This window comes from Pseudomonas sp. A-RE-22, from assembly GCF_019956035.1.
Taxonomy (GTDB): domain Bacteria; phylum Pseudomonadota; class Gammaproteobacteria; order Pseudomonadales; family Pseudomonadaceae; genus Aquipseudomonas; species Aquipseudomonas brassicacearum.
The window spans coordinates 57,697-77,653 of sequence record NZ_JAHBCZ010000019.1; the positions used below are offsets into that span (position 1 = coordinate 57,697).

A 19,957-nucleotide genomic window follows, 5' to 3' on the forward strand; every position below is an offset into this window, starting at 1 on the left:
TCACTGAACCGCGGCCGCAGGCGCGTTCATCAAAACGATCGCAGCGGTCACCAGCATGTTGATCAGGGTCAGCGGCAGGCAGAATTTCCAGCTGAAGTCCATCACCTGGTCGTAGCGTGGGCGCGGGATCGAGGCGCGCAGCAGGACGAACAGCATGATGAAGAACGCGGTCTTCAGGGCGAACCAGACGAAGGACAGTTGCGGCAGGATGTCGAACGGACCGTGCCAGCCACCGAAGAACAGCGTTACCAGCAGCGCCGAGATCAGGATGATCCCGATGTATTCACCGACGAAGAACATGCCCCATTTCATGCCGGCATATTCAATGTGGTAACCGTCGGCCAGTTCCTGCTCCGCTTCCGGCTGGTCGAAGGGGTGACGGTGAGTCACGGCCACGCCAGCGATGAAGAAGGTACAGAAACCGAAGAACTGCGGAATGATGAACCACAGGTTCTGGGCCTGGTACTCGACGATGTCGCGCATGTTGAACGAGCCGGCCTGGATCACGATGCCCATGAGCGACAGGCCCATGAACACTTCGTAGGACACGGTCTGGGCCGAGGCCCGCAGGCTGCCCAGCAGGGCGAACTTGTTGTTGCTCGACCAGCCGGCGAACAGCACCGCATACACCGACAGGCCGGCCATGGCGAAGAAGAACAGCAGGCCGATGTTCAGGTCCGCCACACCCCAGGTCGGGGTGATCGGGATGATCGCGAAGGCGATCAGCAAGGCGCTCATGGCGACCACCGGTGCCAGGGTGAAGATCACCTTGTCGGCAAACGGCGGCGTCCAGTCTTCCTTGAAGAACATCTTGATCATGTCGGCGGCGATCTGGAACATGCCGAATGGGCCGACGCGGTTCGGACCGTAGCGGTCCTGCCACCAGCCCAGCAGGCGACGTTCGACGAAGCTCAACAGTGCGCCTGCGACCACCACGGCCAGCAGGATCACGATGGCCTTGAGGACCGTCAGGATCACAGCGATCACTTCAGGGGTGAACCAGCTCATTGCGCTGCCTCCTGCAGACCGTCGACGGTTTTGCCGAAAATAGCTGGCGGGATGCCTGCCAGGCCAGCCGGCAGGGCCACCAGGCCGGCGCCCAGTTCTTCATTGATGCGCAGCGGCAGACGCAAGGTCTGGCCGGCCACGTTCAGGCTCAGCAGGGCACCGTCGTTGACGCCCAGGCGGTCGGCTTCGGACTTGGCCAGCGACACGTAGGCGGCCGGAATGCGTTCCTGCACCGGTGCGGCCTTGGAAGAGTTCTCTTCGCTGCCGAACAGGTGATGGAACGGCACGACCTGCCAGGTGCCCGGTGCCGGATTGAAGGCGCGCGGCACGCTGGCGAACCAGCTCAGGTGATCGCCCTGGCTTTCGATCAGGCGGGTGCCCGGGTCGCCTGCACGCAGGTGACCACCGACTTCGTCCTGGAACTTGTTCCAGGCTTGCGGCGAGTTCCAGCCCGGCGACCAGGCGAATGGCACCTGGGAGCGCGGTTCGGTCGAGCCCGAGTAGCCTTCCATGGAGAACGAGAACGCGGTGTCGTTGTCCTGGGAGGTGCGCGGTTCGTGAACGCTGATGTCGGCGCGCATGGCGGTGCGACCGGAGTAGCGCAGCGGTTCGCGCGCCAGCTTCAGGCCTTTGATGCGGAACGAGGCGGACGGTGCGGCGTCGACGATGGCGGCCAGTTGCGGGCTGCTCGAAGCGACGGCGGCGGTAACGTGGTCCAGTTGCGTCCAGTCGATCGGCTGGTCCAGCAGGGTGGCGCGCAGGGCGTGCAGCCAGCGCCAGCCTTCGTGAACCAGGATGCTGGCGTCCAGGTATTGCGGGTCGAAGACCTGGAAGAAGCGCTGGGCGCGACCTTCCTGGCTGACCAGCGTACCGTCGCCTTCGGCGAAGCTCGCCGCCGGCAGCACCAGGTGGGCGCGGTCGGTGGTGGCGGTTTTCTGATGGTCAGCGACGATCAGCACTTTCGCGGCGTTCAGCGCGGCATCGACCTTGGCCTTGTCAGTGCGGGTGTACAGGTCGTTTTCCAGCACCACGATGGCGTCGGCGCTGCCGTCGATCACCGCTTGCAGGGCGGCGTCCACCGATTCGCCACCGAGCATGGCCAGGCCAAGGCTGTTGGCTTCCGGCACGATCAGGCTGATGGAACCGTTCTTCTCGCGCAGCTTCAAGGCCTTGGCGATGTTGGCCGCGGCTTCGATCAGCGCCTTGGAACCCAACGAGGTGCCGGCGATGATCAGTGGGCGCTTGGCCGCCAGCAGGGCGTCGGCGATGCGTTGGGCCAGAGCGGCCGCTTCGCTGTCCAGGCCGTCGACGGCCGGGGCGCTGGCGTCCAGGGCGTGGGCCACGGCGAAACCGATGCGGGCCAGGTCGTCAGGGGCGGCGTGGACGCACTCTTCGGCCACGTCGTCGAGCTTGGTTTCAGCGAGGCTGGCGATGAACAGTGGGTTCAGCGCGTGCTGGCCGATGTTCTTCACGGCAGCGTCGAGCCAAGGCTGGACGCGCATGGCGTCGGCCATGTCTTCGGCCTTGCCCTTGACCGACTGGCGCAGGGCCAGGGCCATGCGGGCGGCGGTCTGGGTCAGGTCTTCACCGAGGACGAACACCGCGTCGTGGTCTTCGATGTCGCGCATGTTCGGCACGGGCAGCGGGCTGTCCTTGAGCACTTGCAGCACCAGGCGGATGCGTTCCAGCTCACCGGCTTCGATGCCACTGTAGAAGTGCTCGGCGCCGACCAGTTCACGCAGCGCGTAGTTGCTTTCCAGGCTGGCCCGTGGCGAACCGATGCCGACGATGTTGCGACCGCGCAGCAGCTCGGCGGCCTTGTCCAGCGCTTGGTCCAGGCTCAGCTTGGCGCCGTTTGCCAGCAGCGGCTGGCGTGGACGATCCTTGCGGTTGACGTAGCCATAGCCGAAACGACCACGGTCACACAGGAAGTACTGGTTCACCGAACCGTTGAAGCGGTTTTCGATGCGACGCAGTTCACCGTAGCGCTCGCCCGGGGAGATGTTGCAACCGCTGGAGCAGCCATGGCAGATGCTCGGCGAGAACTGCATGTCCCACTTGCGGTTGTAGCGCTCGGAGTGGGTCTTGTCGGTGAACACACCGGTCGGGCAGACCTCGGTGAGGTTGCCGGAGAATTCGCTTTCCAGGGTGCCGTCTTCAACGCGACCGAAGTACACGTTGTCGTGGGCGCCGAACACGCCCAGGTCGGTGCCGCCGGCGTAGTCCTTGTAGAAACGCACGCAGCGGTAGCAGGCGATGCAGCGGTTCATCTCGTGGGAGATGAACGGGCCGAGGTCCTGGTTCTGGTGGGTACGCTTGGTGAAGCGATAACGGCGCTCGTTGTGGCCGGTCATCACCGTCATGTCTTGCAGGTGGCAATGGCCGCCTTCCTCACAGACCGGGCAGTCGTGAGGGTGGTTGGTCATCAGCCATTCGACGACGCTGGCGCGAAACACTTTCGCTTCTTCGTCGTCGATGGAGATCCAGCTGCCGTCGGTGGCAGGGGTCATGCAGGACATGACGATCCGACCACGCTTGTCGTTTTCGTCGGTGTACTGCTTGACCGCGCACTGGCGACAAGCGCCAACGCTGCCAAGGGCGGGGTGCCAGCAGAAATAAGGAATGTCGAGGCCCAGCGACAGACATGCCTGTAACAGGTTGTCTGCGCCATCGACTTCGAGCTCTTTGCCGTCTACGTGGATAGTGGCCATGGTTCAAAGTTCTTCGTTGGCCCGGTGTCAGCGGGCGTGGCTAATGGAATCTTGTTATTCGCGTGAATCAACACAGCCGTTTACGGCGTCATCACACGAGAAGACGAAGGGCACGGACCCTTCGCCTTTTTAAGCGTTTACGCGCCGACTACGATCGGCTTTGCCAGAGGCGGGACGACGGCGCTGGTGGGCGCGATGCCGGCTTCGAACTCTGGACGGAAGTATTTGATCGCGCTGCCCAACGGCTCCACGGCACCCGGTGCGTGAGCACAGAAGGTCTTGCCTGGGCCGAGGAAACCCACCAGACCCAGCAGGGTCTCGATGTCGCCGGCCTGGCCTTCGCCGTTTTCAAGGGCCCGCAGCAGCTTGACGCTCCATGGCAGGCCATCGCGGCAAGGGGTGCAGAAACCGCACGACTCACGGGAGAAGAACTCTTCCATGTTGCGCAGCAGCGACACCATGTTCACGCTGTCGTCCACCGCCATGGCCAGGCCGGTACCCATGCGGGTGCCGACCTTGGCGATGCCGCCGGCGTACATTTGGGCGTCCAGGTGTTCCGGCAACAGGAACCCGGTACCGGCGCCGCCAGGCTGCCAGCACTTGAGCTTGTAGCCGTCGCGCATGCCGCCAGCGTAGTCTTCGAACAGCTCACGACCGGTGACGCCGAATGGCAGTTCCCACAGGCCAGGGTTCTTGACCTTGCCGGAGAAGCCCATGAGCTTGGTGCCCATGTCTTCGCTGCCGTCACGGGCCAGGGATTTGTACCAGTCCACGCCGTCGGCGATGATCGCCGGCACGTTGCACAGGGTCTCGACGTTGTTCACGCAGGTCGGCTTGCCCCACACGCCTACAGCGGCAGGGAAGGGCGGCTTGGAACGTGGGTTGGCGCGACGGCCTTCCAGGGAGTTGATCAGTGCGGTTTCTTCACCGCAGATGTAGCGTCCGGCACCGGTGTGGACGAACAGCTCGAAATCAAAGCCCGAGCCCAGGATGTTCTTGCCCAAGAGGCCGGCGGCCTTGGCTTCTTCCACGGCACGGTTCAGGTGCTTGGCGGCGGTGGTGTATTCGCCACGCAGGAAGATATAGCCACGGTAGGTTTTCAGCGCGCGGGCGCTGATCAGCATGCCTTCGATCAGCAGATGGGGCAGTTGCTCCATCAGCATGCGGTCTTTCCAGGTGTTGGGCTCCATTTCGTCCGCGTTGCACAGCAGGTAGCGGATGTTGATGGATTCGTCCTTGGGCATCAGGCCCCACTTCACACCCGTGGGGAAGCCCGCGCCGCCACGGCCTTTGAGGCCGGAGTCTTTCACGGTCTGGACGATGTCGTCCTGGGCCATGTCGCTGAACGCCTTGCGCGCAGCGGCGTAGCCGTTCTTGGCCTGGTACTCGTCCAGCCATACCGCTTCGCCGTCGTCACGCAGGCGCCAGGTCAGGGGATGGGTTTCGGCCGAACGCTGGATGCGGTTGGCGGGCCCGAAGGAAGTCAGGGTCATACGTAGCCCTCCAGCAGTTTGGCGACGCCGTCAGGCTGGACGTCACCGAAGGTGTCGTCGTCGATCATCAGCGCTGGCGCCTTGTCGCAGTTACCCAGGCAGCACACTGGCAGCAGGGTGAAACGACCGTCGGCGGTGGTCTGGCCCAGACCGATGCCCAGCTTGTTCTGGATCTCGCCGACCACCGATTCGTGGCCACCGATGTAGCAGACCATGCTGTCGCAGACACGAATGATGTGACGGCCTACTGGCTGGCGGAAAATCTGGCTATAGAAGGTGGCCACGCCTTCGACGTCGCTGGCCGGGATGCCGAGGATCTCGCCGATGGCGTAGAGCGCGCCGTCAGGCACCCAGCCACGTTCCTTCTGGACGATCTTCAGGGCTTCGATCGACGCCGCGCGCGGGTCTTCGTAGTGATGCAGCTCGTGCTCGATGGCCGAGCGCTCGGTTTCGCTCAGGGCGAAACGGTCTGTCTGGATAAGCGTGCTGTTCATGCTTAGCGGTCCACGTCGGCCATAACGAAATCGATACTACCCAGGTACGCGATCAAGTCCGCGACCATGCTGCCTTTGATCACTGAAGGGATCTGCTGCAGGTGCGGGTAGCTTGGGGTGCGAATCCGGGTGCGGTAGCTCATGGTGCCGCCGTCGCTCGTCAGGTAATAACTGTTGATGCCCTTGGTCGCTTCGATCATCTGGAAGGACTCGTTGGCCGGCATGACCGGGCCCCACGAAACCTGCAGGAAGTGCGTGATCAGGGTCTCGATGTGTTGCAGCGTGCGCTCTTTTGGCGGCGGCGTGGTCAGCGGGTGATCCGCCTTGTACGGGCCTTCCGGCATGTTGCGCATGCATTGGTCGATGATCTTGATGCTCTGGCGCATTTCCTCGACGCGAACCATGCAGCGGTCGTAGGCATCGCCATTGGCCGCCAGCGGTACTTCGAATTCGAAGTTTTCGTAGCCGGAGTAGGGGCGCGCCTTGCGCAGGTCGAAGTCGCAACCGGTGGAACGCAGGCCGGCACCGGTGACGCCCCATTCCAGGGCCTCTTTGGTGTTGTAGGCGGCGACCCCGATGGTACGACCCTTGAGGATGCTGTTCTGCAGGGCGGCCTTGGTGTATTCGTCCAGGCGCTTGGGCATCCACTCGACGAAGTCCTTGACCAGCTTTTCCCAGCCGCGCGGCAGGTCGTGGGCAACACCACCGATGCGGTACCAGGCCGGGTGCAGGCGGAAACCGGTGATGGCTTCGATCACCGTGTAGGCCTTCTGGCGGTCGGTGAAGGTGAAGAACACCGGGGTCATGGCCCCCACGTCCTGGATATAGGTCCCCAGGAACAGCAGGTGGCTGGTGATACGGAAGAACTCGGCCATCATGATGCGGATGACGTCGACCTTCTCCGGTACCTTGATCCCGGCCAGTTTCTCGACAGACAGCACGTACGGCAGGTTGTTCATCACGCCGCCGAGGTAGTCGATGCGGTCGGTGTACGGGATGAAGCTGTGCCAGGACTGGCGCTCGGCCATTTTCTCGGCGCCACGGTGGTGGTAGCCGATGTCAGGCACGCAGTCGACGATCTCTTCGCCGTCCAGCTGCAGGATGATGCGGAACGCACCGTGGGCCGAAGGGTGGTTCGGGCCGAGGTTGAGGAACATGTAGTCCTCGTTGGCGCCCGAACGCTTCATGCCCCAGTCTTCAGGCTTGAAGCGCGCGGCTTCTTCCTCGAGCTGTTGCTTGGCCAGGGACAGGCTGAACGGGTCGAACTCGGTGGCACGGGCCGGGAAGTCCTTGCGCAGCGGGTGACCTTCCCAGGTCGGCGGCATCATGATGCGGGTCAGGTGCGGGTGGCCGGGGAAGTCGATCCCGAACATGTCCCACACTTCACGCTCGTACCAGTTGGCGTTCGGCCAGATGCCGGTCACGGTCGGCACGCTAAGGTCGCTCTCGGACAAGGCGACCTTGATCATTACGTCACTATTACGCTCGATCGACATCAGGTGATAGAACACGGTGAAATCGACGCCGTCGGGCAGCCCTTGACGCTTGGTGCGCAGGCGCTCGTCCACGCCGTGCAGGTCATAGAGCATGACGTACGGCTTGGGCAGGTTGCGCAGGAAGGTCAGGACTTCGACGAGTTTGGCGCGGGCAACCCAAAGCACCGGCATGCCGGTGCGGGTCGGCTGGGCGGTGAACGCCTCGGGGCCAAAACGGTTGTTCAGTTCGACGACCACATCCTGGTCGTCTGCCTTGTAAGGCGGGATGTACAGAGCACTGCCTGTAGTCATGGTTATTTATCGCTTTCGGTCAACGTAAAGAATGAAGCCAGGTTCTCGTTTCTTATGCAGAGCAGAGCTGGATCAGACTTCGTCGGGGCTGCGCAGGTTGGTGACTGCGATACGCTGTTCGCGGCGCTGTTCCTTTTGCGATGGCATGTCGGCGCGATAGACGCCTTGATCGCCAACGACCCAGGACAGTGGGCGACGCTCCTGGCCAATCGACTCCTGCAACAGCATCAGGCCTTGCAGGAAAGCTTCAGGGCGAGGCGGGCAGCCGGGCACGTAGACGTCCACGGGCAGGAACTTGTCCACCCCTTGAACGACGGAGTAGATGTCGTACATGCCACCGGAGTTGGCGCACGAACCCATGGAGATAACCCACTTAGGTTCGAGCATTTGCTCGTAGAGACGCTGGATGATCGGCGCCATCTTGATGAAGCAGGTACCGGCGATAACCATGAAATCCGCCTGGCGTGGCGATGCCCGGATCACCTCGGCGCCAAAGCGCGCGATGTCGTGGGGCGCCGTGAAGGCGGTGGTCATTTCCACGTAGCAGCACGAAAGGCCGAAGTTGTACGGCCACAGGGAGTTCTTGCGACCCCAGTTGACCGTGCTGTTCAGCACGTCTTCGAGCTTGCCCATGAAGATGTTTTTGTGGACTTGATCTTCTAACGGATCGGCAACGGTTTCCCGTTCGCCAATCGGATACTGCTCGTTAGGAGCATCGGGGTCGATCCTGGTGAGATTGTATTGCATTGCCAAAGCCTCATTGTTTCAGCTTCGCTTGCCGCTTGCGCCGAGCTTCCGGAGCCCAATCAAGCGCCCCCACTCGGTAAAGGTAGACAAGACCTGCCAACAGAATTGCTATGAAAACGAGAGCTTCGACGAATCCGGTCCAGCCGCTTTCGCGGACGGACACAGACCATGCAAAGAGAAAGAGGGCTTCGATATCGAAGATCACGAAGAGCATCGCGACCAGATAGAATTTGGCTGAGAGCCGCAAGCGGGCGCCACCGGTAGGTAGCATGCCGGACTCGAACGGTTCATTTTTGCTGCGGCCCCAGGCTTTTGACCCAAGCAGGCTCGACACACCGAGCATGAAAGCACACAGGCCAACAACGCCCAGAAGGAAAATGGCAAAGCCCCAATTGTGGGCCATGAGTCCTGTCGCTTCGGACATGCTGGAAATCCTTAACAGAGAGCAAAGGTCTCTGAGCTTGAATGAAATAACGCAGTGACGATATGTCGCAGCAATCAATCGCGGTGATTTTATGGCTAAACACCGGGCAAGTAAAATTCCTATAGCGAAATTATTTATTGGAATAAGGACATAGCGTGCCTCCAAGACCCTGCGGCCCAGGCCTGGTGGGCGTTGGCCGGTTATTCATCAATAATATTTTGTGCGGAATGCAACAATGATAATGACTTCCAAATGATAATTATTATTATTTGTAGCGGCCTTTCTACGGTGCACTTTGTGTTGTGCCTGAAAGACTGTCTTACATCGCCGCTACTGCAATTGTCAGCGCCGAACGTTTTACTCCTTTTCGGACTGCCCAATACTGCGTTCGATCAATTTTTCTACCCGTGCGCCGAAGTTTTGTGGAGGAGGGGTCGGTGAAGGTTGGCTCTGTGTGGGGGACTGCTCCTGTGGGAGCCAAGCTTGCTCGCAATGCCGGCAACGCGGTCCCGAGGCAGACAGCGTAATCGTTCATCGCGGTCAAGCCCGACTCCCACAGATGCAGGCTTGCTCTTACAGCGTAGGTTGCTTCAAAAAAAACGGGTGAAAAAACCAGGTTCGTCAGATCAATGTCGATCAGTTGAGCCAATGCAGAACCTGTGGCCATGGGGTTTGCGCGTTTAAGCGACACCGCTGTGGTGCTTTAGGCCCGGCCTCGTGCCAATTTTTGCTCGCCAGCCCCGTCCAATCGATGCATCCTCGACTTTCCTTGAATGAATGATATCAAATGGCTATCTTTGTGCTTCATTCATCTAATCATCTATATCAATGCTTGATTAGGCTAACGTCCCTTCTTAGATAGCCGCGCCAGGTTTCATCGTTCGCGGCTGATGACCACAAGGAATGCCATGAACTCTTGGATCGCGAATATGAGCGTTATGCTCAAGCTGGCTTTGGGCTTTGCCGTTGTACTGCTTCTGACCGCTATCCTCGCCGCGACCGGCTGGTTCAGCCTGGGGAAAATGATCGAGCGTACTGATCGAATGACCAGCATCACCGAACTCGGCAACCGTCTTGATCACCTGCGCAGGGCTCGCTTGCAATACCAGCTGGACCGGGGAGATGAACAAAAGGGTGCATTGATCCAGGCGTCGCTGGACCAGTTTGTCGCCAAGCAGAAAAGCCTCGCAAACGAGTTGAGAAAACCTGAAAACCTGAAAAAACTTGCGCTGATCGAGCAGGCCAGCACGCAGTATCAAGTGGCACTGAATACGATGCGCGAGGCTTATCGCAATGACGCGGCCATGCGCAAGGAGATGGGCGTCAATGCGGTCAAGGGTGCCGCGCTGATTGCCAAAGTCATCAATGACGTAGAAGCAATGCCTGCCTCGGATGAGCGCCGTTTCGAGCTGTACAGGGTCATCCTCAAGGCAAAAGAGGACTTGGCACTGGTGCGTTATGAAGTGCGTGGCTATACCGGCAACCCCAACAGCGCCACCGAGCTCGCCGCCGCCCGCCAGCTGGAAAATGCGCTCAAGGGCATCGAAACCCTCAACGGCGCTTTCGGTCCGACCTATGCCGACACCATCAAGCAGCTGGAAACCGCGCTGATTGCTTACCGCCGTTCGGTGCAGGATTTCACTGCCAGCAATCAGGCCATTGGCAAGGCCGTGCAGGACACTATCGATCTGGGTGAAACCATCACTCGTCTGTCTGACGAAATGTATGCCAGCCAACTGGTCTCCCGTGACGAAGACAGCGCCCAGGCGCGCATCCTGCAGCTGAGTTGTACGGCCTTGGCGATGTTGTTGGGGATTTTTGCCGCCCTGATCATCACCCGCCAGATTACACGGCCGTTGCAGGACACATTGGCTGTGGTCGATCGCATTGCAGCAGGTGATCTCACGCAGCACGTGATCGTGACCCGTCGTGATGAGCTGGGTGTCTTGCAGCAGGGTATTGAGCGCATGGGCAGCACCTTGCGCGACCTGATCGGTGGCATCCGCGATGGCGTTACCCAAATCGCCAGTGCCGCCGAAGAGCTCTCGGCTGTCACCGAGCAGACCAGTGCCGGGGTCAACAGTCAGAAGACCGAGACCGATCAGGTGGCTACCGCCATGCACGAAATGTCGGTCACCGTGCATGAAGTCGCGCGTAATGCCGAACAAGCTCGCGCAGCTGCATCAGAGGCCGATGCACAAGCTCGTATTGGCGACCAGGTGGTCGCGCAAGCCATCGTTCAGATTGAGCGCCTGGCCGGCGAGGTCGGGCGTTCAGTCGAAGCCATGAACGAGCTGGAACAGGAAAGCGGGCGCATCGGCAAGATCATGGACGTGATCAGGGCGGTGGCTGAGCAGACCAACTTGCTGGCCCTTAACGCCGCCATCGAGGCCGCTCGCGCGGGTGACGCCGGGCGCGGTTTTGCCGTGGTCGCCGATGAAGTGCGCGGATTGGCCCAGCGTACCCAGCATTCCACCGAAGAGATTGAAAGCCTGGTGGCGGGCTTGCAGAACGGCACGCGCCAGGTATCGAGCATCATGCGAAACAGCCGCGAACTGACCGACAGCAGCGTGGAATTGGCAGGCAAAGCCGGCACCTCCCTGGGCAACATCACCCAGGCGGTTTCCGGCATTCAGGCCATGAACCAGCAGATTGCCGCCGCCGCGGTGCAACAGAGCTCGGTGGCCGAGGAAATCAGCCGTAGTATCCTGAGCGTGCGCGATGTATCCGAGCAGACCGCCTCAGCCAGTGAAGAAACCGCAGCCTCCAGCATCGAACTGGCGCGCCTGGGTAACCAGTTGCAGCAGTTGGTCAGTCACTTCAAGGTGTGAAAAACGGAGCGGGAAAAATCGGCAGAAAAAAGCCCCGAACCAGTCGGGGCTTCAGATCATCGGCTTTGCGGTTAGCTTTTACTCGGTCCGCAAGGGCCGTTTACGGCGTGTATCAGTGGAACTGTTCTTCTTCGGTGGAACCGGTCAGTGCGGTCACCGACGAAGTGCCGCCCTGGATCACGGTGGTCATGTCGTCGAAGTAGCCGGTGCCCACTTCCTGCTGGTGAGCCACGAAGGTGTAGCCCTTGGCGGCGTCAGCGAACTCTTGCTCTTGCAGCTTCACGTAGGCGGTCATGTCGTTGCGGGCGTAGTCGTGCGCCAGGTTGAACATGCTGTGCCACATGTTGTGAATGCCGGCCAGGGTGATGAACTGGTGCTTGTAGCCCATGGCGGACAGTTCGCGCTGGAACTTGGCGATGGTCGCGTCGTCCAGGTTTTTCTTCCAGTTGAAGGAAGGCGAGCAGTTGTAAGACAGGATCTGGTCTGGGTATTCCTTCTTGATCGCTTCGGCGAAGCGACGCGCCTCGTCCAGGTCCGGCTTGGCGGTTTCGCACCAGATCAGGTCGGCGTACGGTGCGTAGGCCAGGCCACGGGCGATGGCTTGGTCGAGACCGGCACGCACCTTGTAGAAGCCTTCCTGGGTGCGGGTACCGGTTACGAACGGTTGGTCGTACGGGTCGCAGTCGGAGGTCAGCAGGTCAGCGGCGTTGGCGTCGGTACGGGCCAGGATGATGGTCGGTACACCGGCAACGTCGGCGGCCAGGCGGGCAGCGGTCAGCTTCTGCACAGCTTCCTGGGTCGGAACCAGTACCTTGCCGCCCATGTGGCCGCATTTCTTCACCGAAGCCAGTTGGTCTTCGAAGTGAACGCCGGCGGCGCCTGCTTCGATCATGCTTTTCATCAGCTCGTAGGCGTTCAGGACGCCACCGAAACCGGCTTCAGCGTCAGCCACGATCGGCGCGAAGTAGTCGATGTAGCCTTCGTCGCCCGGGTTCTTGCCGGCTTTCCACTGGATCTGGTCGGCGCGACGGAACGAGTTGTTGATGCGCTTGACCACGGTTGGAACCGAATCCACCGGGTACAGCGACTGGTCGGGGTACATCGACTCGGCGGAGTTGTTGTCCGCGGCCACTTGCCAGCCCGACAGGTAGATCGCCTGGATGCCGGCCTTGACTTGCTGCACAGCCTGGCCGCCGGTCAGGGCGCCCATGCAGTTGACGAAATCTTTCTCGGGACGGAAGGCTGGCTTGGCGCCCTGGGTGACCAGGTTCCAGAGCTTGTCGGCGCCCATTTTCGCAAGGGTGTGCTCAGGTTGAACCGAGCCACGCAGACGGACGACGTCAGCAGCGGAATAATTGCGCTTCACGCCTTTCCAGCGCGGGTTTTCAGCCCAGTCTTTTTCAAGGGCTGCAATTTGCTGTTCGCGTGTCAGTGCCATGGAGATAAACCTCGTCGCATAGGTCTTGGTGGAAAATTCCTGCTCCTGCCGACCAGGGGTTGGCGTACAAGTCGGTTCAGGCGGGGAGGCGACGGGATGAACGATGGGCTCGAGGGGAAAGTGAGCAGGTAGGGGCGAACTGCGGGCGCATTCGGGCGTCGTGGGCCTCCATACGAACTCAGAGTGATGCCGGGTTACCTAGTTACGCTTCCGTCCCTCGGGACAACTTCGTTCCAGTCGCAACCTCGTCAAACACACCTTGTGGGCGGTACAGACACGAATCGGCTCGCAGGGTAGTTGCAAGCGTCGACCCGAAGGCCCTTGTCAGGGCCCCTGATTAGCGGGAGCGAGGCCATCATGCCTTCGGTTTTTTGCCTCGTCAAACGTTTTGTAGTGCTTTTTTTATGGCACTACATCTTTGGTCTAATACGACTCATCAGTCAGTTTTTGGTGCTTCAGTTCAGGGTATCGACCTTGACCCGCAAAATCATGTCGTCGCGGCCCTGGGTAGAGTAGCTGCGGGTCAGGCCCTGCTTGTCGGCTTGAGTCTGGCGATTCACGCCGGCCAGGGTGATCCATTCGCCCAGGCGACCGCTGACGGTTGTGTCGGTACTCTGAACGTTCACTACATCAGGACGCTCCTGGCTCATGCGGTCACGGTTGGTACTGATGCTGAGATGAACGGTCTCGCCGGTGACGCTCGCCGTGACATAAAAACCCTGGGTGACGTTGCGGTATTCGGTCTGGCTTTGCAGGCGGCCGTAGTTGTCGGTCTGGCTGCTGGTGAAGGGCACGCTCTGGCCGACCTGGATCAGCGCCGGCTGGCCTTCGCTGGCTTGCACCTGCTGCACGCCGCCGTCACGGCTGGCGGTGCTGCGGTTGATGATGCGGGTCTGGCTGGGCGCGGCGCCGTTGATCGAGTAACCCTGGTCGCCCTGCAGGTTGTTTTCGTTGGTGTCGACCGTAATCAGCAGGCGCTTGGGCGCAGTGTCCAATTGGGCCAAAAATTGCCGGAGTTCTTCGATCTTGCCAGGCTCGGCGTTGACGATCAGTTGGTTGCCGTAGGCGCTGACCTGGCCGTCCTTGCCGATGAAGTTCTGTGCCACCGGCAGCAGGTCGGCGCTGGTGCGATAGTTCAGCGGCACGATTTGCGTATCGGCCACGGCTGACAGGCTGCTACCAAGCAGCAAGAGGGTCAGCAGGGTGCGTAGAAGCATGTCCATTTCTCCATGAGACAAAGGCCTGATATTGCCAGTTTGTCGGCCCCGGGTGGCGCAAGTTGAATGTTAGACGGCAAAACGCCCCGGCATCGGTGGATGGCGGGGCGTTTCGAGGTTGCATGATGCATTTGTGGCGAGGGAGCAAGCTCCCTCGCCACAGGTTTCAGGCCGAGCGCCGCACCATGTCCACATGCGGAATCCCGGCTTCCAGGAACTCCTCGCTGACCACTGCAAACCCCAGCCGCTCATAGAACGGCGTGGCGTGCACCTGGGCGCTGAGCATCTGCTGCTGGAGCCCACGCTTCTCGGCTTCGGCGATCACTGCGTGCATCAGCGCATCGCCCACCTTCAGGCCACGCCAGTCCTTGAGGACCGAGACGCGGCCGATATGGCCGTCGGTCAGCAGGCGGGCGGTGCCGATGGGAAAGTCGCCTTCAAACGCCAGAAAATGCACCGCGCTCTGGTCGTCGGCATCCCATTCCAGCTCAGGTGGAACGGACTGCTCGGCAATGAACACGGTCTCACGAATGCGCCGGATCTCGGCGTTATCCTTTTGCCAGTCTGCGACACGAACGTGAATTTTATTCATCAGCGAACCCCAGGCTGCCTTGCTTGACCAGCTCGCAGACCAGGCCGCGACCGTCTTCGTCGGCCAGCCACGGACCGAGGTTCTCGATGTGCAGGGCGTCGGCGGCGCAGATCATTTTCAGCAGCTCGCGCAGCTTGCCCGGCAGGTAACGGCTCTGGCCGCTGGCGAACAGCAGCAGGTCGTCATCGACTTCCGACCAGGCCAGGCGCGCGCTCGGGTTGCGAATGATCACGGCACCTTGTTCCAGGCTGGCCAGCAGGTCGTCTTCTTCCAGTTCCGGGCCCACCACCAGTTCCGGGTAGCGCGGCTCGGTCATGAACTGGCCAAACCAGGTCAGCAGCAGGCGCTCGTCGCTCATGTGCTCGGCCAGCAAGCCCTTGAGGCGGTCGAGGGCGTCCTGCTGGATCTGGTGCGGATCGGCTACAGGGCGTGCGTCGGCGTCGGTGTAGCGTTCTTCGTCCGGCAGGAACTGGCTGAGGAAGTCGGTGAAGTGGGTCAGGACTTCAGCGGCGCTCGGCGCACGGAAACCCACCGAGTAGGTCATGCAGTCGTCCACGGCCACGCCGCAGTGTGCCAGGCGCGGCGGCAGGTAGAGCATGTCGCCCGGTTCCAGGGTCCACTCATCGGTGGCTTCGAATTCAGCGAGGATGCGCAGGTCGGCGTGCTGCAGCAGCGGGCTTTCGGAGTCGCACATCTGGCCGATTTTCCAGTTGCGCTGGCCGTGGCCCTGCAGCAGGAACACGTCATAGTTATCGAAATGCGGACCCACGCTGCCACCGGGTGCGGCGAAGCTGATCATCACGTCGTCGATGCGCCAGCTCGGCAGGAAGCGGAAGTTCTCCAGCAGCTCGCTGACTTCCGGTACGAACTGATCGACCGCCTGTACCAGCAGGGTCCACTCGCGCTCTGGCAGCTTGCTGAATTCGTCTTCGGCAAACGGGCCGCGACGCAATTCCCAGGGACGCTCGCCATGCTCGATCACCAGGCGCGATTCGACTTCTTCTTCCAGGGCCAGGCCGGCCAGTTCGTCGGCATCGATCGGGCTTTGGAAGTCAGGAATCGCCTGACGGATCAGCAGGGGTTTTTTCTGCCAGTAGTCGCGCAGGAACTCCCGTGCCGTGATGCCGCCCAGGAGTTGCAGAGGAATATCAGGATTCATGTGTAACCTATTGAAAAAATATACTTTTCAGACGCGAATAAAAACGCCCGGCGCGGCCGGGCGTCTCAAAGGTAAAGCCGTGGATCAGATGCGCTTGGCTTGTGCTGCTGCGTTGCCGATGTAACTGGCCGGCGTGAGCTTTTTCAGCTCAGCCTTGGCGTCGGCAGGCATGTCCAGGCCATCGATGAAAGTCTGCAACGCTTCAGGGCTGATGCCCTTGCCACGGGTCAGTTCTTTCAGCTTTTCATACGGGTTTTCGATGTTGTAGCGACGCATCACGGTCTGGATCGGTTCGGCCAGGACTTCCCAGCAGGCGTCCAGGTCGGCGGCGATCTTCTGCTCGTTCAGTTCCAGCTTGCTGATGCCCTTGAGGCTGGCTTCGTAGGCAATGACGCTATGGGCAAAACCCACGCCCAGGTTGCGCAGCACGGTGGAGTCGGTCAGGTCGCGCTGCCAGCGGGAGATCGGCAGTTTGCTCGCCAGGTGCTGGAACAGCGCGTTGGCGATGCCCAGGTTGCCTTCGGAGTTTTCGAAGTCGATCGGGTTGACCTTGTGCGGCATGGTCGAGGAACCGATTTCGCCAGCGATGGTGCGCTGCTTGAAGTAACCCAGGGAAATATAGCCCCAGATGTCACGGTCGAAGTCGATCAGGATGGTGTTGAAGCGCGCGATCGCATCGAACAGCTCGGCGATGTAGTCATGCGGTTCGATCTGGGTGGTGTAGGGGTTGAAGCTCAGGCCCAGCTCGTCTTCGATGAAGGCGCGGGCGTTGGCTTCCCAGTCGATGTCCGGGTAGGCAGACAGGTGGGCGTTGTAGTTGCCCACGGCGCCGTTGATCTTGCCCAGCAGCGGCACGGCGGCCACCTGGGCGATCTGGCGCTCCAGGCGGTAGACCACGTTCGCCAGTTCCTTGCCCAGGGTGGTCGGCGAAGCCGGTTGACCGTGGGTGCGCGACAGCATCGGCACGTCGGCGAAGCGGATCGCCAGCTCGCGGATGGCCTGGGCGGTCTGGCGCATCAGTGGCAGCATCACCTCATCACGGCCTTCGCGCAGCATCAGGGCGTGGGACAGGTTGTTGATGTCCTCGCTGGTGCAGGCGAAGTGGATGAACTCGCTGACATTGGCCAGTTCCGGCAGCTTGGCCGCCTGCTCCTTGAGCAGGTATTCGATGGCCTTGACGTCGTGGTTGGTGGTGCGCTCGATCTCTTTGACGCGCTCGGCGTGCTCCAGCACAAAATTTTCTGCGAGGGCGTTCAACACCGCGTTGGCTTCGGCGGAAAACGCCGGTACTTCGCTGATGGCAGGGTGGGCGGCCAGGCGCTGGAGCCAGCGCACTTCAACCAGGACGCGGGCACGGATCAGGCCGTACTCGCTGAAAATCGGGCGCAGGGCCTGGGTTTTGCCGGCGTAGCGGCCGTCAACAGGGGAAACCGCAGTGAGCGAAGAGAGCTGCATGGGGTGTTCTCGGACAGTCGGGCAACGAAATGGGGCGCGTATCATACATGAAAACAATCGCCGGTCCGTCGCCAACTGACCGGCGTGTTACGCGTAACGAACTACAAAAACGGGTTGAGGCGACTTATTCGTTGCGCATCAACGGGTAAAGCTCTTTAAGCAATTTGCGTCGGCTGATCACCAGTTGCCAGCGATGGCCGCCCAGCTGCCGCCACAGCCGTGCCGAACGAATCCCGGCCAGCAACAGGGCGCGGATCTTCGAGGCATTGCTCGGTTGCTGCAGGTTGCGCATGTCGCCATGCACCTGGATGCGCTGGCGCAAGGTGCTCAGGGTGTCCTGGTACAGCGCGCCGCAGGCCGCGATGACGTTTTCGTGGGACGGGCCGAAGTGCTCCACCTGGGACTGGATCTGCGGCAAGCGTTTGCCTATGGTTTCCAGCAGGTCGTCGCGCTTGGCCAGCTGGCGCTCAAGGCCCAGCATCGACAGGGCATAGCGCAGCGGTTCGCGTTGCAGGGCGCTGGGATCGCGCTCCAGGGCGCCGATCAGCGCACGATAGCCTTCGCGCAGGTTCAAGTCGTCGCCGCCATAGACCTCCAGGGTGTCCTTGGGATCGCGAACCAGCAGGCTGCCGAGCATGCAAGCCACGCCCGCTTCGGTGGCTTGGCCGGTCTTGGCGATCCTGTCCACCAGCACGGCGGCGAGAAACACGCCGCCCAATGCCGTCAGTTGTTCCTGGATGGGGCTCATGCCTTGCTGCTCCAGGGCTCTGCGACTTCGATCACGCCGCCGCCCAGGCAGATTTCGCCGTCATAGAACACCACGGACTGGCCGGGGGTGACCGCCCGCTGCGGGTCATCGAAGGTGGCACGGTAGCCCGTGGCGGTTTTTTCCAGGGTGCAGGGCTGGTCGCTCTGGCGGTAGCGAACCTTGGCCGTCAGGCGACGTGGTTCGCTGAGGTCGATCGGGTTGACCCAATAGATGTCGGAGGCGAGCAGGGCGCGGGAAAACAACCATGGGTGGTCGTTGCCCTGGCCGACGATCAGCTCGTTGTGCTCCAGGTCCTTGACCAGCACGTACCACGGCTCTTCGCCGGCGTCTTTCAGGCCGCCGATGCCCAGGCCCTGGCGCTGGCCGATGGTGTGGTACATCAGGCCATGGTGACGGCCGATGACTTCGCCTTCGGTCGTCTTGATCTCGCCCGGCTGGGCCGGCAGGTACTGCTTGAGGAAGTCGCTGAAACGGCGCTCACCGATAAAGCAGATCCCGGTGGAGTCTTTCTTCTTGGCGGTGGCGAGCTGGTGTTTTTCGGCGATCGCGCGCACTTCGGGCTTTTCCAGTTCGCCTACCGGGAACAGGGTCTTGGCGATCTGCTCGCCGCCGACGGCATGCAGGAAGTAGCTCTGGTCCTTGTTCGGGTCCAGGCCCTTGAGCAGTTCGGTGCGGCCGTCGATGTCGCGGCGGCGCACGTAGTGGCCGGTGGCGATCAGGTCGGCGCCGAGCATCATGGCGTAGTCGAGGAACGCCTTGAACTTGATCTCGCGGTTGCAGAGGATGTCCGGGTTCGGCGTGCGTCCGGCCTTGTATTCGGCCAGGAAGTGCTCGAACACGTTGTCCCAGTACTCGGCGGCGAAGTTGGCGGTGTGCAGCTTGATGCCGATCTTGTCGCACACGGCCTGGGCGTCCGCCAGGTCGTCCATGGCGGTGCAGTATTCGGTGCCGTCGTCTTCTTCCCAGTTCTTCATGAACAGGCCTTCCACCTCATAACCCTGCTCGATCAGCAGAAGGGCGGAAACGGAAGAGTCCACGCCGCCGGACATGCCGACAATGACGCGCTTCTTGGATGTGTCAGAAGGAGCTGGATCACGCATAGGAGTTCAATGAGTGTCTTGAAAAAGGACGCGATTCTATCAGGCCCGGGCGCACAAGGCTAAAGAGAAGGACGGATCAGCGTCAGACTGTGGCAATGGCCGGCCAGATAATCGTCGATGCAGCGGATGATCAGCTCGCTGCGCCAGTGCTCGCGCTGTTCGAGCAGTTCGTCGCGGGTCAGCCATTTGGCGCCGAGGATGCCGTCGTCCAGTTGATACTCGGGGTGGTGTTTCAAGGCCTTGGCGGCGAAACAGACGCGCTGGTAGGTCACACCGTTGCTGGGGGCGGTGTACAGGTAAATACCCACCACGGCCGTGGGTTCGACGTCCCAGCCGGTTTCTTCCAGGGTTTCGCGCACGGCGGCTTCGGTCAGGGTTTCGTTCGGGTCAAGGTGGCCGGCGGGCTGGTTGAGCACTGCGCGTCCGGCCTTGGATTCTTCCACCATCAGGAAGCGGCCGTTGTTTTCGACGATGGTGGCGACGGTGATGTGGGGTTGCCAGTTCATAAGGTTCTTCTATTTCTCGGATTGGTATGTGGGTTGCGGGGGGGGATTGAGTACATATCCGTTGCTGCGGTCACGGCTGCCTATGGCTCCGCTCTTACAGCCAGCCCTTTCAAGGTCTTTGATAAAATCCCACAAAACTCAGTCAGGGTGACAGAAGCGATGTGGGCAGAAGTTCTAGCGCGGTTTGAGAAAAAAGCACCGGCCAGTGTCATGACCAGAGTGATTC

At 61.1% G+C, this 19,957-nt stretch carries 17 protein-coding genes and 1 pseudogene; 2 read left to right on the forward strand and 16 right to left on the reverse strand.

Features of this window, described 5'->3' with window-relative positions; all coding sequences use genetic code 11:
- The 8 genes from nuoH to KGA89_RS11480 form a co-directional block, all read right to left on the reverse strand.
- Positions 1–1,008 carry an NADH-quinone oxidoreductase subunit NuoH gene (nuoH, locus tag KGA89_RS11445; protein ID WP_003203379.1) on the reverse strand — a complete coding sequence of 336 codons (1,008 nt, stop codon included), beginning with the start codon at positions 1,006–1,008 and terminating at the stop codon, positions 1–3.
- Positions 1,005–3,719, reverse strand: coding sequence for an NADH-quinone oxidoreductase subunit NuoG (gene nuoG, locus KGA89_RS11450; RefSeq protein WP_003203377.1), 2,715 nt, complete (start codon positions 3,717–3,719; stop codon positions 1,005–1,007). Before nuoG ends, nuoH begins: the two co-directional genes overlap by 4 nt.
- 137 nt (positions 3,720–3,856) lie before the next feature.
- The gene (nuoF, locus tag KGA89_RS11455; protein ID WP_003203373.1) at positions 3,857–5,212 is read right to left on the reverse strand and encodes an NADH-quinone oxidoreductase subunit NuoF; all 1,356 of its coding nucleotides are present in this window, start codon (positions 5,210–5,212) and stop codon (positions 3,857–3,859) included.
- A complete protein-coding gene (gene nuoE, locus KGA89_RS11460) occupies positions 5,209–5,706 on the reverse strand; it encodes an NADH-quinone oxidoreductase subunit NuoE (protein WP_003203372.1) in 498 nt (165 codons plus the stop codon). The genes nuoF and nuoE overlap by 4 nt, the downstream gene beginning before the upstream one ends.
- Positions 5,707–5,708: 2 nt before the next feature.
- The gene (nuoC, locus tag KGA89_RS11465) at positions 5,709–7,493 is read right to left on the reverse strand and encodes an NADH-quinone oxidoreductase subunit C/D (protein ID WP_003203370.1); all 1,785 of its coding nucleotides are present in this window, start codon (positions 7,491–7,493) and stop codon (positions 5,709–5,711) included.
- 72 nt (positions 7,494–7,565) lie between these two features.
- Positions 7,566–8,240 (reverse strand): NuoB/complex I 20 kDa subunit family protein, encoded by a 675-nt coding sequence (locus KGA89_RS11470; RefSeq protein ID WP_013693708.1) that lies wholly within the window; start codon positions 8,238–8,240, stop codon positions 7,566–7,568.
- A gap of 10 nt (positions 8,241–8,250) precedes the next feature.
- Entirely contained in the window at positions 8,251–8,664 is a 414-nt protein-coding gene (locus KGA89_RS11475) for an NADH-quinone oxidoreductase subunit A (RefSeq protein ID WP_003203367.1), read from the reverse strand.
- Positions 8,665–8,983: 319 nt separating this feature from the next.
- Positions 8,984–9,331 (reverse strand): hypothetical protein, encoded by a 348-nt coding sequence (locus tag KGA89_RS11480; RefSeq protein ID WP_223471588.1) that lies wholly within the window; start codon positions 9,329–9,331, stop codon positions 8,984–8,986.
- Between the two features lie 271 nt (positions 9,332–9,602).
- Between KGA89_RS11480 and KGA89_RS30775 the strand changes: the two are divergent.
- Both KGA89_RS30775 and KGA89_RS30780 read left to right on the forward strand, forming a co-directional pair.
- Positions 9,603–10,640, forward strand: a pseudogene (locus KGA89_RS30775) (methyl-accepting chemotaxis protein); the annotation flags it as partial.
- Positions 10,641–10,781: 141 nt separating this feature from the next.
- Positions 10,782–11,495, forward strand: coding sequence for a methyl-accepting chemotaxis protein (locus KGA89_RS30780; RefSeq protein ID WP_411740645.1), 714 nt, complete (start codon positions 10,782–10,784; stop codon positions 11,493–11,495).
- Between the two features lie 112 nt (positions 11,496–11,607).
- Here KGA89_RS30780 and aceA read toward each other — a convergent pair whose 3' ends face one another.
- The 8 genes from aceA to KGA89_RS11525 form a co-directional block, all read right to left on the reverse strand.
- Positions 11,608–12,933 (reverse strand): isocitrate lyase, encoded by a 1,326-nt coding sequence (aceA, locus tag KGA89_RS11490; protein ID WP_003203364.1) that lies wholly within the window; start codon positions 12,931–12,933, stop codon positions 11,608–11,610.
- A 455-nt stretch (positions 12,934–13,388) separates the two neighbouring features.
- The gene (locus KGA89_RS11495) at positions 13,389–14,150 is read right to left on the reverse strand and encodes a secretin N-terminal domain-containing protein (protein WP_003203361.1); all 762 of its coding nucleotides are present in this window, start codon (positions 14,148–14,150) and stop codon (positions 13,389–13,391) included.
- A gap of 166 nt (positions 14,151–14,316) precedes the next feature.
- Entirely contained in the window at positions 14,317–14,742 is a 426-nt protein-coding gene (locus tag KGA89_RS11500; protein WP_003203360.1) for a GNAT family N-acetyltransferase, read from the reverse strand.
- A complete protein-coding gene (locus tag KGA89_RS11505; RefSeq protein ID WP_003203358.1) occupies positions 14,735–15,901 on the reverse strand; it encodes a cupin domain-containing protein in 1,167 nt (388 codons plus the stop codon). The genes KGA89_RS11500 and KGA89_RS11505 overlap by 8 nt, the downstream gene beginning before the upstream one ends.
- A gap of 84 nt (positions 15,902–15,985) precedes the next feature.
- Entirely contained in the window at positions 15,986–17,356 is a 1,371-nt protein-coding gene (gene purB, locus KGA89_RS11510) for an adenylosuccinate lyase (protein ID WP_060613977.1), read from the reverse strand.
- A gap of 124 nt (positions 17,357–17,480) precedes the next feature.
- On the reverse strand, positions 17,481–18,104 hold the full coding sequence (gene hflD / locus KGA89_RS11515; RefSeq protein ID WP_223471589.1) for a high frequency lysogenization protein HflD: 624 nt from the start codon (positions 18,102–18,104) through the stop codon (positions 17,481–17,483).
- Positions 18,101–19,225: a tRNA 2-thiouridine(34) synthase MnmA gene (gene mnmA, locus KGA89_RS11520; RefSeq protein WP_057450008.1), complete on the reverse strand. Its 1,125-nt coding sequence runs from the start codon at positions 19,223–19,225 to the stop codon at positions 18,101–18,103. Before mnmA ends, hflD begins: the two co-directional genes overlap by 4 nt.
- A gap of 59 nt (positions 19,226–19,284) precedes the next feature.
- Positions 19,285–19,731 carry an NUDIX hydrolase gene (locus tag KGA89_RS11525; RefSeq protein WP_223471590.1) on the reverse strand — a complete coding sequence of 149 codons (447 nt, stop codon included), beginning with the start codon at positions 19,729–19,731 and terminating at the stop codon, positions 19,285–19,287.
- Positions 19,732–19,957 lie beyond the last annotated feature (226 nt).

Bases quoted from the DNA above. Each gene is read 5' to 3' on its own strand.
- nuoH (WP_003203379.1), bottom strand. From the start codon at position 1,008: ATGAGCTGGTTCACCCCTGAAGTGATCGCTGTGATCCTGACGGTCCTC.
- nuoG (WP_003203377.1), bottom strand. From the start codon at position 3,719: ATGGCCACTATCCACGTAGACGGCAAAGAGCTCGAAGTCGATGGCGCA.
- nuoF (WP_003203373.1), bottom strand. From the start codon at position 5,212: ATGACCCTGACTTCCTTCGGGCCCGCCAACCGCATCCAGCGTTCGGCC.
- nuoE (WP_003203372.1), bottom strand. From the start codon at position 5,706: ATGAACAGCACGCTTATCCAGACAGACCGTTTCGCCCTGAGCGAAACC.
- nuoC (WP_003203370.1), bottom strand. From the start codon at position 7,493: ATGACTACAGGCAGTGCTCTGTACATCCCGCCTTACAAGGCAGACGAC.
- KGA89_RS11470 (WP_013693708.1), bottom strand. From the start codon at position 8,240: ATGCAATACAATCTCACCAGGATCGACCCCGATGCTCCTAACGAGCAG.
- KGA89_RS11475 (WP_003203367.1), bottom strand. From the start codon at position 8,664: ATGTCCGAAGCGACAGGACTCATGGCCCACAATTGGGGCTTTGCCATT.
- KGA89_RS11480 (WP_223471588.1), bottom strand. From the start codon at position 9,331: ATGGCCACAGGTTCTGCATTGGCTCAACTGATCGACATTGATCTGACG.
- KGA89_RS30780 (WP_411740645.1), top strand. From the start codon at position 10,782: ATGCACGAAATGTCGGTCACCGTGCATGAAGTCGCGCGTAATGCCGAA.
- aceA (WP_003203364.1), bottom strand. From the start codon at position 12,933: ATGGCACTGACACGCGAACAGCAAATTGCAGCCCTTGAAAAAGACTGG.
- KGA89_RS11495 (WP_003203361.1), bottom strand. From the start codon at position 14,150: ATGCTTCTACGCACCCTGCTGACCCTCTTGCTGCTTGGTAGCAGCCTG.
- KGA89_RS11500 (WP_003203360.1), bottom strand. From the start codon at position 14,742: ATGAATAAAATTCACGTTCGTGTCGCAGACTGGCAAAAGGATAACGCC.
- KGA89_RS11505 (WP_003203358.1), bottom strand. From the start codon at position 15,901: ATGAATCCTGATATTCCTCTGCAACTCCTGGGCGGCATCACGGCACGG.
- purB (WP_060613977.1), bottom strand. From the start codon at position 17,356: ATGCAGCTCTCTTCGCTCACTGCGGTTTCCCCTGTTGACGGCCGCTAC.
- hflD (WP_223471589.1), bottom strand. From the start codon at position 18,104: ATGAGCCCCATCCAGGAACAACTGACGGCATTGGGCGGCGTGTTTCTC.
- mnmA (WP_057450008.1), bottom strand. From the start codon at position 19,225: ATGCGTGATCCAGCTCCTTCTGACACATCCAAGAAGCGCGTCATTGTC.
- KGA89_RS11525 (WP_223471590.1), bottom strand. From the start codon at position 19,731: ATGAACTGGCAACCCCACATCACCGTCGCCACCATCGTCGAAAACAAC.